Origin of the sequence: Burkholderia aenigmatica, assembly GCF_902499175.1 — a bacterium.
GTDB lineage: Bacteria > Pseudomonadota > Gammaproteobacteria > Burkholderiales > Burkholderiaceae > Burkholderia > Burkholderia aenigmatica.
In genome coordinates this window covers 138,342-150,964 of the sequence record NZ_CABVQC010000012.1, presented here as the reverse complement: position 1 = coordinate 150,964, position 12,623 = coordinate 138,342, and the positions used below count along the sequence as shown (strand labels likewise).

The window sequence follows — 12,623 nt, the reverse complement described above, 5'->3', positions numbered from 1 at the left end:
GTGTCGGGCCGTACGGAAAGCCACGTGATGCTGGTCGACCTGCGCGCAAAGAACATCACCGGCAAGGCAGCGGAAGCGGCGCTGGGTGCGGCGCACATCACGGTGAACAAGAATGCGATCCCGAACGATCCGGAAAAGCCGTTCGTGACGAGCGGCGTGCGCCTGGGTTCGCCGGCGATGACGACGCGGGGCTTCGGCGTGAAGGAAGCGGAGATCGTCGGCAACCTGATCGCCGATGTGCTGGAAGCGCCGGAAGATGCGGCTACGCTCGAGCGTGTGCGCGGGCAGGTTGCGGAGTTGACGAAGCGTTTTCCCGTCTACGGTTGATGGTCGCGGGGTTCGGCTGCCGCAAGGCGGTCGAACCGCGTCGCTTCACGTTCCAACAAAAAACCGACTCGCGGCATCGAACCCGCGAGTCGGTTTTTTTTCAGCCTGCTTCGAAGACGCTTCAGACAGTCGGATCGACGTTCGCCTCGAGTTCGCGGATGCGGTCGAGATTGCGTGTGTCCTTCAGCACCGGCGGCCCCGCGAACGTGTTGCGCACGCCGAAGCCGTACCAGATCACCATCAGCACGACGACGAAACCGACGAGCACGTACAGCACCTTCTCGTTCGGCGGCTGGATGCCGACATACGCGAGCACACAGGCGCCGACCAGCGCGAGCAGCGCACACGGCTTCGACCAGATCCCCAGTTGAAACGGGCCCTTGTCGGTCCACGTGCGGCCTTCGGCCAGCATCCCGGAGCCGATCGGCATCGCATACGAGATGAACAGGAACACCGCGCTGCCGGCGCTCAGCACCGAGAACGCGTCGCCGTACAGCGTGACGACGATCGCGAGCACCGCACACGTCCAGATGGCGGGGCCGGGCGTCCGGTGCGTCGGGTTCACGCTGCGCAGCAGCTTCGATGCCGGCAGCCCGCCGTCGCGTGCGAACGCATACATCATCCGCGACGTCGACATGATCGCGGCGAGCCCGCACACGTAGTTGATGAAGAACATCGCGAGTTCGAGGACGACGCGCAAGGTCTTCGGAATCGGCGCGAGAATGGCTTCGAAAAAGCCGGTGCCCTGCTTCATGCTGGCGGTCAGGTCGGGCATCACCAGCACGAACGCGCACACCATCACGTAGCCGAACACCGCAGACCAGAACACCGACCCGATGATGCCGCGCGGCACGTTTTTGGCCGCGTCGTGCGTCTCTTCCGACGTGTGCGCGGAAGCGTCGAAGCCGGTGATGGTGTAGGTCACGAGCAACAGGCCGGACAGGAACGCGAGCGGCGTGGCCTGCTTTGGCCACGCACCGCCGTCGACGCCGGTGAAATTGGTGAATGTCACCAATCGATGCGCATCGAACGCGACCGGCGAGTAGTAGAGCAGCGACACCACCAGCGCGATCGTCACCACGAAAATGAGGTAGCCCGACAGGTCGGTGATCTTGCTCGCGATCTTGATGCCGCGGGCATTCAGGATCGCCTGCGAGATCGTGATGAACGCGATGAACGCCGTCTGATGCCACCACGTCAGGCTGTCCGGGCTGACGCCGAACATCGGCGCGATCAGCGTCTTGAAGAACGGATCGTAGGTGCCGAAATTGATCGCGGCGATCACGAAGATCAGGCCGATCAGGTTGAGCCACGCGGTCATCCACCCCCATTTCTTCCCGCCGAGGATCGCGCCCCAGTGGTAGAGGCCGCCGGCCGTCGGAAACGCGGACGCAATTTGCGACATCGACACCGCGACGATCAGCGCGAACAGCGAGCCCAACGGCCAGCCGAGGCCGATCGACGCGCCGCCGGTGGCGGAAAACGCGAGCTGGAACGCGGTGATGCCGCCCGACAGGATGCAGATCACCGAAAACGAAACCGCGAAGTTCGAGAAACCGCTCATACGTCTCGACAGTTCCTGCGCATAGCCCATCTTGTGCAGCAGGCTTACGTCACTGTCGGTGCCTGAATCAGGCTGGAATTTTGCATCCATGGTCGCTCCGTCACGAATGTCCTGCGTGGCAGGACCGTCATCGCCGCCCGGGCCGTGCGATACGGCCCGCTCCTGGGATTCGTCGGCGGCTCGCGATGCCGTGGGGAAATCGGCAATCGCTTTCCAGTCCGATGCGTGAACGGTATGAAATCAAATCTCCCGGCTCTATCAGATTTCGGCAACGTAGTGAAATTCCGGATGACCGGGGGCGTGACGGATGCGCCGCACGTGCCGGCAGGCGATTGCCGCCGGGAAAGCGGGCCCGGACACATGCCGAACCCGGTGGTGGCCTATTCCGCCCGCGGCTTGTCGCGTCGCGGTCCGAAGCGCGCGCGATAGTCGCGCGGCGATACGCCGACCTGCTTCGCGAACGCGCGCTGCAGCGCGTCGATACTGCCGAATCCCGATCGCTCGGCGATCCGTTCGATTGGCCAGTCGGCCCGCTCCAGCAGCGCCTTCGCGCGCTCGATGCGCGCTGCCAGCACGTACTGCGCGGGCGACAGTCCGGTCTCCTTGAGGAAATGGCGCGCAAACGAGCGTTCGCTCATGTGCATCCGTGCGGCCAGCGCGGCGACACCGAGATCGCCGGCCGGATCGTCGGCGATCTCGGCGAGCAGGGCGCGCATGCGCGGCGTCGCGTGGGCCAGCGAGCCGAGCCCGACGCTGAACTGCGCCTGTCCGCCGGGCCGGTGCATGAACAGCACGAGTTCGCGAGCGACCGCGAGCGCGGTCGGCGCGCCGCAGTCCGCCTCGACGAGTGCCAGACACAGATCGATGCCGGCCGTCACGCCGGCCGACGTATGGAACGGCGGATCGTTCACGTAGATCGCGTCCGGTTCGATCCGCGCGCCGGGGCAGAGCGCCTGCAGCGCCGCGCACTGGTTCCAGTGCGTGGTCGCGCGCTTGCCGTCCAGCCATCCGCCCGCGGCGAGCACGAACGCCCCCGTGCAGATGCTCGCGATGCGCCGCGTGTCCGCGATCCGCGTGCGCAGCCACGGCAGCACGCCGGCTTCCGACGCGGCGTGCCGCAGCGCCGCTTCATCGCCGCCGGCGACGACGATCGTGTCGATCCGCTCCGGCAGCGCCGCCAGCGCGACGGTACCGGCGAGGCGCAGGCCCGCGTGCGTGACGATGTCATCCCCGTGTTGCGACGCGAGCGTGAGCCGGTACGGCACGGCATGGTCGGGCAGGTAACGGTTCGCGACCGCGAACACTTCCATCGGGCCCGTGATGTCGAGCGACTGGACGCCTTCGAAGCCGACGACGACGATGTCGCGTGCCGGGCAGGTTGACTGGGACATGGCGGAAAGTGCGGTGGAGTTGTCCTTGTGACCGCGAGCATGATCCTTGTAATTTTCAGGACGTGCAATCGACGGATGCGGGTGGACGATGCGGGTATGGAAGACAGGCGGGGCAGTGCTGCTCGCGGGCGCGATGCTGGGCGCGTGTGCAGCGGGGCGGACGGCACCGGCGATGGCGGAGGACACACCGCCGGTCGCACGCGCGCTGACGATCGGCGCACCGAAGGCGGGCCGCACGCGGCCGCTCGTTGCGATCGTCGCGGACAACGCGGGCACGGAGACGACCGATTTCATCGTGCCGTACGCGATGCTGAAGACGTCCGGTGTGGCCGATGTCGTCGCCGTGTCGGCCGACGAAGGCGAGGTCGAACTGATGCCCGCGCTGCGCATGCTGGCCGACACGACCTTCGAACGGTTCGATGCCGCCACGCCAGTGGGGGCCGATGTGGTGATCGTGCCTGCTTTGCATCGCGCGGACAGCCCCGCAGTATTGGCGTGGTTGCGCAAGCAGGCCGGTGCCGGCGCGACGATGGTGGCGATCTGCGATGGCGCGGAAGTCCTCGCGAATGCGGGCCTGCTGCGGCATCGCACGGCGACGTCCCACTGGTATTCGCGCGACGGCCTGCGCCGCCGCTTTGCCGATACGACGTGGGTCGACGATCGCCGCTACGTGATGGACGGCAACGTCATGACGACGACCGGCGTGTCGGCGTCGATTCCCGCTTCGCTGGCCTTGGTGAGTGCGCTGGCCGGGCCGGCAGCGGCACGCGAGACTGCGCGGCGCGTCGGTGCGCAGGCATGGAGCGACGTTCACGACGGCAGCGGGTTCGCGTTGACCGCGCGTGCGGTGGCGGTCGCGTTGACGAACCGCGTCGCGTTCTGGCGGCACGAGACGTTCGATCTTCCGGTCGAAAACGGCTTTGACGAGCTTCCGGTTGCGTTGACCGCCGACGCGTGGGCGCGAACCTGGCGCAGCGACGTTGTCGCGACGGCGGACGCGCGCGTGATCGCGTCAACGCACGGGCTGCGGTTGCTGGCGCAGCCGGCGAATGTCCGGCATGCGCGCGTGACGATGCCGGCCGGTCGGCGTGGCGAATCGGTGCTTCCCGGCGTGCTCGGCGATATCGCGGCCCGCTACGGCGATGCGACATCGGGCTGGGTCGCGCTGCAGCTGGAGTATCCGAAGTAGCGGCCGGCTTACTTCACCCACTCTGCGAGCACTGGATCGGGATAGGGCAGGATGTCCCGCGACTCGGTGGGCTCGGCCACCCATTTCGTCCCGTTCCAGTGAAAATCGGCCTGCGTCTCCGTCCCGTGGCCGTTCGAGCGGATGACCAGCGTGCAGGCCGCCTGGATCGGGTAAGTCGGGTTTTTTGCGCCGATGCAGGAGCCGAGAAACACCATGACGTCGCCGAGGCCGAACCGCTCCTTCATCGCGTAGGTCGCGTCGAAGTCCGAGAGTCGATCCGGTACCGGCGTCGCGTCACACGCGGCGACGCTCGCGGCAAGCAGCAGCGCGGCGGCCCGGCTGGCACGCCGCCAGTTGCATGGGGTGTTGGCCGAACGTGCATCAGCGTCGGCGCGCTTCCACGCGCGGGAATGGGACGGGCAGGGCATTCGGGTTTCGGGTGACGGACACGACGGCCATTGTGCCGGATTTCACCGGCGCCCGGCCTTGCCCAGTCGAAGCGCGAGCGAGCGGCATGTTCGCGTCACGCCGCCGTCCGCGAGGATCACGCGTTGCTCGCTGCGAATAGCGTTTCCCAGCCGAGAAACGCGCCGAGCGGAATGATGTCCCAGTCGATGAGCCCGGCCTTCGCCAGCGGAAACTCGCGTAGCGCTTCGCGGGCGCTTTCGCTCGAATCGCACTCCGCAATGATCGCGACGCCGGGGCGATCCTGACGGAAATAGATGTCGCGGACGAACCCGTGCTTGAGCAGTTGCCACGCGTGGCGTACTTCATCGAGCAGGTGCGGCTGATAGGTCTCCAGGCTGGCGCCAGGCAGCGGTACATCGAGGCACAGCAGTTTCATGTCGATCCCCTTGCGAACGTCTTGCCGCTTACGCGCTGGCCGCGAACCGCGACGCCAGTTCGGCGACGCGCTGCCCAAGATGCGCGGCGGTGTCGAGGTCGCTGGCGATCGGCGAGTGTTCCGGCGACACGTCGTCGGACTGCGCCATCGCACCGAGCCAGCCGCCGATCCGATTGCGCTCGTTCGGCGTGGCGCCGGCGAACAGGTCGAGCCCGACCCAGATCATCCCGTGCTGCGCCGCGAACAGCGTCATCGTCATCAGCGAGTTCAGCTTGTCGCCGTGCTGCGCGCCGGAGTTGGTGAAGCCGGCCGCGATCTTGTTGCGCCAGGTTTGCGGAAGCCACGCGGGGCGCGTCGAGTCTTCCATGAACTTCTTGAGCCGCGAGCTGATCGAGCCGTTGTACGTCGGCGAGCCGAAGATGATCGCGTCGCTCGCGGCGAGCGCCTCCCACGGAATCGCGCCGTCGGCGACCGCGATGAGCCGGACTTCCGCGCCCGGCACGCGACGCACGCCTTCCGCGACGGCTTGTGCCTGTCGCTCGGTGTGACCGTGACCGCTGTCGAAAACGATGGTGACAAGCATGGCTACTCCTTTGCAGTACGTTGAACGATGGCCGCATTGTGGGCGGCGCGAGTCGTAACCGGAAGTTGGGTCCGGGTTGAGTCGCTCTCAACTTCAGGTTGATAATCGGCGGCAGGTGAGGATGTACCGTGCAACGTGTCGACTGAAGGAGGCTGCTTTGGATTTGTCACAACGGACGCGCGCGATCCTGTCGTTCGTGCACGCGGCCGACGGCGGCAGCTTTGCGGCGGCCGGCCGCATGCTGGGCATTATGTCTGCCGCCGTCAGCAAGAACGTCGCCGGCCTCGAGCACGCGCTGGGCGTGCGGCTGATGAACCGCACCACGCGCACGCTGAAGCTCACCGACGAAGGCAGCGTGTTCCTGCGCCAGGCGCGCGTCGCGCTGGAGGCGCTCGACTCGGCGGTCGACAGCATCGTCGCGCAGCGGCTCGGGCCGCAAGGGCGCGTGCGCATTTCGACCAGCGCCGCGTTCGGGCGCGATCACCTGCAACCCGTGTTGCCCGGATTGCTGGCGCGGTACCCCGGCCTGTCAGTGGAAGCCGATTTCGACGACCGGATCGTCGATGTCGTACGCGACGGCTACGACATCGTCATACGTGGTGGCAACATTCGCGATTCGGCGCTGGTGTCGCGGCCGATCTTTCGCATGCATGCGGTGCTGGTGGCGTCACCCGCGTATCTGGCCGGCCACGGGATTCCGAGAACGCCGGACGATCTCGGCGCGCACCGGCTGATCGCGCGCCGCTTTCTTGACGGTGAAATCGCGACGTGGGGATTCAGGCGGCGCGACGGGAGTCTGGTCGAGTTCGATCCGGGCGAATCGGCACTGCTGACGTTCTCGGCGCCGGAAGCCGGGGTGCAGGCGGCCGTCGACGGGTTGGGCATCGCGCGGGTCGGCGTGCATCTCGCTTGGACGCATCTGCAAGCCGGCAGGCTGAAGGTGTTGCTGCGCCGCCATTTCGCGCCGGGCACCTACGAGATGGCGCTGCAGTATCCGCATCGTGCATTGAAGGCGTCGCGTGTGCAGGCGACGGTCGACTATCTGCTCGACGCGTTTGCCTCGAACGAGAGCCTGCATGTGCCGTTGAAGGCGCTGGACGCGTATGGCGCGTGATGACGTGCGGAAGGCAAGGTGCGAAGCCGGTGCGACTTCAATCGACACCGCCGCCCGGCCGCGCATCGAAGCATCGGCTTCGTGCGCGAACGCGGGTGGGGCGGGGGCAGTAGGGCGTGGCGGTGTTCCCGTTCAGGCCGAAGCCGAAGCCGCACGCCGCGCGGACCAACGATTCCACAGCATGCCGGCGCGGTTGCCGCTGCCGCAGTAAGCGAGTACCGGCTTCTGCAGCGTATCGACCAGCGCGCCGAATGCGTCGACTTCTGCCTCGCCGATGCGGTCGCGCTCGACCGGCAGATAGCGTGCTTCGAGGCCCAGTTCGCGGGCCGCCGCGGCGATCTCGTCGAACGCGGGCTGGTCGACACCTTCGCCGTCGGGCCGGTTGCAGATCACCGAGCGGAAGCCGGCATTGCGGATCGCCTTCAGGTCGGCCGGCGTGATCTGTCGCGACGCGGAGAAGCCGTTCGCGGCCGTCGCGCGACACTGTTCGATCGCTTGCCGGAAACAGGCGATCGCGAAGTCGACATCCTGCTCCGTCGTGAAGCGGCCGAAGCTCACGCGCACGGTGCGGCCTGCCGTCTCCGCATCGAGGCCGATCGCGGTCAGCACGTGGGACGGTGCGCCGCTGGTGGAGTTGCATGCGGACGTCGACGACACGGCGAGCGCTTCGCCGAGCATGAACGGGAAGAAGCCGGGCGCATTCACCGTCAGGCTCAGCGTGTGCGGGATGCGGCGCGCGGTGGCCGCGTTCTGCGTGACGTCGCCGAGTGCGACCAGCGCGTCCGTCAGGCGGGCGCCGAGCGCCGCGATCCGCGCGGCTTCGCCGTCGAGCTTTTCGGCGGCCAGTTCGCATGCAACGCCCATGCCGACGATCTGATGCGTGGCGAGCGTGCCCGAACGCAAGCCGCGCTCATGCCCGCCGCCATGAATCTGAGGGGCGATCCGGTCCGCGATGTCGCGGCGCACGAACAGCGCGCCAATGCCCTTCGGGCCGTACACCTTGTGCGCGGACATCGACAGCATGTCGATGCCGAGCGCGCGCACGTCGATCGGCGTCTTGCCGAGCGCCTGCGCGGCGTCGACGTGGAGCAGCGCGCCCGCGGCATGCACGATTCGGGAGATTGCGCCAATATCGGTCAGCGTGCCGAGCTCGTTGTTGACGAGCATCAGCGATACGAGGCCCGTATCGGGGCCGATGGCGGCCGCGACCGCGTCGGCGGTGATCTCGCCGTCGCGGGTGGGCGTCAGGTACGTGACCGACGCGCCGTGCTTCGACAGGTTCGCCATCGTGTCGAGAATGGCCTTGTGCTCGATGCGGCTCGTGATCAGGTGGCGCTTGCCGGTCGCGTTTTCCGCAAAGCCCTTCAGCGCGAGGTTGTTCGATTCGGTGGCGCCCGACGTCCAGACGATCTCGTCGGCATCCGCGCCGATCAGCGCGGCGACTTGCGCGCGTGCCTGCTCGACCTTGTCCTTTGCCAGGCGGCCGGCGGCGTGCGAACTCGACGCGGGATTGCCGAAGATGCCGTCGAAGCCGAGGCAGGCCGTCATCGCTTCGATCACGCGCGGATCGGCGGGCGTCGTGGCCGCGTAGTCGAGGTAGTGCAGCGTGGTGGTGTCGCTCATGTCCTTCTCATACTCTTTTCTTTCGGAATGGAAGAAATGATACGGGGGACAGGCGGGAAAAAGGATCCAAAGTTGGCTGGCGATTCAGCTTGATATGGAATAACGTTTTCTTTGGATGTGGAATAAGGGAATTAATTTCTCCGCAGGTTAGCCGGACCGGGAGCGGGTGTCGATCACGTCGTCGCATCGGGGCCGGGTTGGGTCGATAACCGATGTGCATCCCGTACCCATGCCAGCAGCGCGTGCTCGTGCTTCGACGGGATCGTGACCGTGAGCATTGTTCGGCGGTCATGCGTCGGGTCGTCGGCATTCAGACCCGCCCCGAATGTTGAAGTGACGAGATCAATTCCGCGCCGCACGAAGTCTTGTGACCATCGAACGCGGCGGCGCGGCCTTCGATGTCGAAGGCCGGGTCGCCTTCGGCGATCTCGCAAGCACCGTGAATCGGACACGAACACGCATCGCCGCTGCGGGCGACCGCGCGCCCCATCACCGTGCTGTTCCTGGCACCGGATTCGACCCGGCCGCCGCGGGTATGCCTGTCTTCTACCCGGATAATTCCCCGCATGGGATTTCATCCTCCAAATGGTCTGACGCGGCGACCACGTTCGGGCGAAGCAATCTGCCGCGCTGGTTGGCATCACCACGAATACCCAGCCTGTCGGATGATGTTGTATAGCTCGCGTGCGCGGGGCCCTGCGCGGGCGCTCGCAATGTCTATCAGGGATTCCCCCGTCACGCGCGAGCGAGCGCCATGTCTACCTTGCGCGCACCGGCTCCACGCCCTCCCGCCGTCCCTTTCTGCCCGCTCCGCCCGATTATTTGCGTTTCGCGAATGGCGCGTTCGCCGGTTGTTCCATACCCGATTGGCGGCCTTGCACCTATCGTGGTGACGTCGGCTGACTGAATTCCGCGCCACGAACCGGAACGGCGGCCGACACTTCCTCGCGATTCGCGTCGCACACAAAAGACATCGGACCTGGCTCATGCGCAGGCGCTCCGGCGCGCGCAGGCGAACCTGTGTCCACGGAGACGGACATGAAAGCAAACGAGTGGGATACCTCATACGAGTGGAAGGCGGTCACGCTGCTGGCGCTCGGCTTCGGGCTGGTCGGCCTCGATCGCTGGCTGATCGCGCCGCTGTTCCCTTCGATCATGAAGGACCTCAACCTGAACGCGCAGGACGTCGGCAACTGCATCGGCGTGCTCGGCTTGTCGTGGGGCATCTTCGCGGCGCTGATGGGTGGCATCTCCGACAAGATCGGCCGCAGGAAGGTGCTGATTCCGGCCATCGTCGCGTTCTCGCTGCTGTCGGGCTTCTCGGGGCTCGCGGGCGGGCTGCTCGGGCTGATGGCGATTCGCGGCCTGATGGGCGTGGCCGAAGGCTCGTTCTGCCCGACCAGCTTTGCCGCGACGGCCGACGCGTCGCATCCGCGGCGGCGCGGGCTGAACCTCGGCCTGCAGCAAAGCGGCTTCGCGCTGTTCGGGCTCGCGCTGTCGCCGATCATCGCGACGCAGCTGCTCGGCTTCGTGTCGTGGCGCTGGGTCTTTGCGCTCGTGGCCGTTCCCGGGCTGATCCTCGGCGCGATCATGTTCTTCGTCATCCGTGAGCCGAAGGTCACGAAGGCTGTCGCGTCGGAGCATGCGCCGGCGTCGCTCGGCCATGTGCTCAAGAGCCGCAACATCCTCGTGGCGATGGCCGCCCTGTGCTGCGCGATGACGGGCGTCTTCGTGCTCGGCGCGCTGCTGCCGCTGTACCTGACCGATTACCTGGCGCTCGGCACGCAGAAGATGGGCCTCGTCGTGTCGGCGATCGGCTTCGGCGGTTTTCTCGGGCAGTTCGGCTTGCCGGGCCTGTCCGACCTGGTCGGCCGCCGCCTCGCGAGCATCGTCGGCTTCGCGGGAACGGCCGTGATGCTCTACATTTTCCGCGGCCTCGGCCCGCAGCCGCTCGCGCTGTTCGGGGTCCTGTTCGTCGCGTCGTTCTTCACGCTCGGGCTGGTGTCGCTGCTGTCCGGCCCGGTGGCGACCGAGGCCGCGCCCATCGGGCTCGTGTCGACGTCGATCGGCGTGGTGGTCGGGGTCGGCGAGATTTTCGGCGGCGGCATCGCGCCGGCGCTGGGCGGCTACGTCGCCGCACACTTTGGCATCCAGAACATTCTGTGGCTGCCGATGTGCGCGGTCGTGCTGGGCATCGTGGTCAGCCTGCTGCTGAAGGAAACCGCGCCGGCCGTGCTGCAGCGTCGCGTGGCCGTGCAACCGGAACTGGCGGCCGGCGAGCAATCGCGGTAAGGCCCGCGCGGGCAGCGCGGCGCATGCGGGGGCCGGTGTCCTCGGTAATTGACATCGATTGGGGGACACAGTGACGCCTCCCGCATGACACAGCCCGATACCCGCACAGGTAGACTGCCGGTTTCGCTGTCGAAAAAGGGCGCGGTATGGACCGGTTTCTGAGCATCGAGGCATTCGTCAGGGTGGCGGAGGCGAGCAGCTTCGCCGAGGCGGCGCGGCAGCTCGGCGTGACCAGCTCGGTCGTGACGAACCGCATCCAGCAGCTCGAGAAGTTCGTCAACGCGCCGCTATTCCATCGCAGCACGCGCCACGTGCGTCTGTCGGAAGTGGGCGAGGCGTTCTATCGCGAGTGCGCGGAGGTGGTCGGGCGAGTCAACGAGTTGACGGACCAGATGCGCGAGCTTCGCGCGACGCCGACCGGGCGGTTGCGCATCCAGGTGCTGCCCGGTTTCGCCCTCGATCACTTCGGTGCGCCGCTGATGGAATTCAACCGGCGCTACCCGGGCATCCAGCTTGACGTCATCGTCAACGACCGCGTCGTGGATCCTGTCGAAGAAGGGTTCGACATCGCGTTCCAGATCTTCCCGCCCATCTCCGAGTCGCTGATCGAAAGGCGGCTGTTCACCGTCAGGCGCCTCTTTTGCGCGTCGCCCGCCTACCTCGACGCGCATGGTGCGCCACAACATCCGCGCGACCTGCTGCAGCACACCACGGCGCTCTATTCCGGCTATCCGTCGCGCAACCGCTGGACGATGACGCGTGGCGACGAGGTCGTCGAAATGGAGTTGCCGGGCATGATCCGCTCGAACTCCGTGCACCTGCTGCGCGAGTATGCGCTGTCGGGCGGCGGCGTCGTGTGCCTGCCGACGCTCGTGGCGAGCGACGCGCTGGTCGCCGGCCGACTGGTGCCCATCCTGACCGACTTCCAGCTCGCGCCGCTGAGCTTTGCCGCGGTTTATCCCGCGACGCAGCGACAGGCGTTGAAGGTGAAGGCGCTCGTCGAATTCCTCGCGGAAACCATCGGCGACGAATCCCCGTGGGATCGTCCGCTTTTGGAGCGCGGCTGGGTGCGTTGAAGCGCGCGGATTATTCGCGAAACGCAAATGCCGTAGTCGCCGTCCCGTGCCTTGTTGCGGGCGGGCCTTGCCCCTAGAGTTGAATCCAACAAGCGGTTCAACTCAGGAGACAGAAATGACCGACACGGCATTCCACACCGTATTTGGCTCGCTCGACCATTACCGGAAGGGCGAGATCGAAATCACCAGCGGCAGCGCCCGCCACTACGCCTTCTCGAATGTCTTCGAGGTGGCATCGAAGTCGGCCCCTTATGAAAAGGTCGTCGCCGGCAAGAACCTCGAATACGTGATCGAAGTGCTGCGGACCGACGGCCAGTCGCCGTGGTTCGCCTGCGCGCACGACGAGTTCGTGATCCAGATGGATGGCGAAGTCCGGATCGAATTCATCAAGCTCGATACGCCGCCGACATCGGGGCGCGGCACCGTGAGCGCCGGCACCCAGCCGGCCGGCCGCAAGATGGGTTACGTCGTATTGCGCCAAGGCCACCAGGCGCTTCTGCCGGCCGGCTGTGCGTACCGCTTCACCGCGAGCCAGCCGGGCGTCGCACTCGTGCAGACCGTCCTGGGCGAGCTGTCCGTGGAGAAGTGGGCCGATATCTGCCTGCACTGATTCGACCGAC

The 12,623-nt window shown here is 66.6% G+C and carries 12 protein-coding genes and 1 pseudogene; 6 read left to right on the top strand and 7 right to left on the bottom strand.

Annotated elements, in window-relative coordinates:
* Nucleotides 1–327 (top strand): annotated as a pseudogene (glyA, locus tag BDO18943_RS11640) (serine hydroxymethyltransferase); the annotation flags it as partial.
* 121 nt (nt 328–448) lie between these two features.
* Here glyA and BDO18943_RS11635 read toward each other — a convergent pair.
* Both BDO18943_RS11635 and BDO18943_RS11630 read right to left on the bottom strand, forming a co-directional pair.
* A complete protein-coding gene (locus tag BDO18943_RS11635) occupies nt 449–1,981 on the bottom strand; it encodes an amino acid permease (RefSeq protein WP_175022411.1) in 1,533 nt (510 codons plus the stop codon).
* A gap of 290 nt (nt 1,982–2,271) precedes the next feature.
* Nucleotides 2,272–3,282 carry a GlxA family transcriptional regulator gene (locus BDO18943_RS11630; RefSeq protein WP_175022410.1) on the bottom strand — a complete coding sequence of 337 codons (1,011 nt, stop codon included), beginning with the start codon at nt 3,280–3,282 and terminating at the stop codon, nt 2,272–2,274.
* 88 nt (nt 3,283–3,370) lie between these two features.
* Between BDO18943_RS11630 and BDO18943_RS11625 the strand changes: the two genes are divergently transcribed.
* The gene (locus BDO18943_RS11625; RefSeq protein WP_175022409.1) at nt 3,371–4,471 is read left to right on the top strand and encodes a DJ-1/PfpI family protein; all 1,101 of its coding nucleotides are present in this window, start codon (nt 3,371–3,373) and stop codon (nt 4,469–4,471) included.
* A gap of 8 nt (nt 4,472–4,479) precedes the next feature.
* Here BDO18943_RS11625 and BDO18943_RS11620 read toward each other — a convergent pair whose 3' ends face one another.
* From BDO18943_RS11620 to BDO18943_RS11610, 3 genes are all read right to left on the bottom strand, one after another.
* On the bottom strand, nt 4,480–4,899 hold the full coding sequence (locus BDO18943_RS11620; RefSeq protein ID WP_175022408.1) for a hypothetical protein: 420 nt from the start codon (nt 4,897–4,899) through the stop codon (nt 4,480–4,482).
* Nucleotides 4,900–5,015: 116 nt separating this feature from the next.
* Nucleotides 5,016–5,315 (bottom strand): superoxide dismutase, encoded by a 300-nt coding sequence (locus BDO18943_RS11615; protein WP_175022407.1) that lies wholly within the window; start codon nt 5,313–5,315, stop codon nt 5,016–5,018.
* 28 nt (nt 5,316–5,343) lie between these two features.
* Nucleotides 5,344–5,898 (bottom strand): flavodoxin family protein, encoded by a 555-nt coding sequence (locus BDO18943_RS11610; RefSeq protein WP_175022406.1) that lies wholly within the window; start codon nt 5,896–5,898, stop codon nt 5,344–5,346.
* Nucleotides 5,899–6,055: 157 nt separating this feature from the next.
* On the opposite strand from BDO18943_RS11610, the gene BDO18943_RS11605 reads away from it, so the two are divergent.
* Entirely contained in the window at nt 6,056–7,012 is a 957-nt protein-coding gene (locus BDO18943_RS11605) for a LysR family transcriptional regulator (protein WP_175022405.1), read from the top strand.
* A 132-nt stretch (nt 7,013–7,144) separates the two neighbouring features.
* Here the strand turns inward: BDO18943_RS11605 and BDO18943_RS11600 are convergent, their stop codons facing one another.
* Both BDO18943_RS11600 and BDO18943_RS11595 read right to left on the bottom strand, forming a co-directional pair.
* Nucleotides 7,145–8,635, bottom strand: a complete 1,491-nt coding sequence (locus BDO18943_RS11600; RefSeq protein ID WP_175022404.1) for an aminotransferase class V-fold PLP-dependent enzyme — start codon at nt 8,633–8,635, stop codon at nt 7,145–7,147.
* A gap of 310 nt (nt 8,636–8,945) precedes the next feature.
* Nucleotides 8,946–9,203, bottom strand: coding sequence for a PAAR domain-containing protein (locus BDO18943_RS11595; RefSeq protein WP_175022403.1), 258 nt, complete (start codon nt 9,201–9,203; stop codon nt 8,946–8,948).
* A gap of 470 nt (nt 9,204–9,673) precedes the next feature.
* On the opposite strand from BDO18943_RS11595, the gene BDO18943_RS11590 reads away from it, so the two are divergent.
* The 3 genes from BDO18943_RS11590 (at nt 9,674) to BDO18943_RS11580 (ending at nt 12,613) form a co-directional block, all read left to right on the top strand.
* Nucleotides 9,674–10,927, top strand: coding sequence for an MFS transporter (locus tag BDO18943_RS11590; protein ID WP_043178624.1), 1,254 nt, complete (start codon nt 9,674–9,676; stop codon nt 10,925–10,927).
* 146 nt (nt 10,928–11,073) lie between these two features.
* Nucleotides 11,074–12,003 carry a LysR family transcriptional regulator gene (locus tag BDO18943_RS11585; protein WP_043178622.1) on the top strand — a complete coding sequence of 310 codons (930 nt, stop codon included), beginning with the start codon at nt 11,074–11,076 and terminating at the stop codon, nt 12,001–12,003.
* Between the two features lie 115 nt (nt 12,004–12,118).
* Nucleotides 12,119–12,613, top strand: coding sequence for a cupin domain-containing protein (locus BDO18943_RS11580; protein WP_043178621.1), 495 nt, complete (start codon nt 12,119–12,121; stop codon nt 12,611–12,613).
* Nucleotides 12,614–12,623 lie beyond the last annotated feature (10 nt).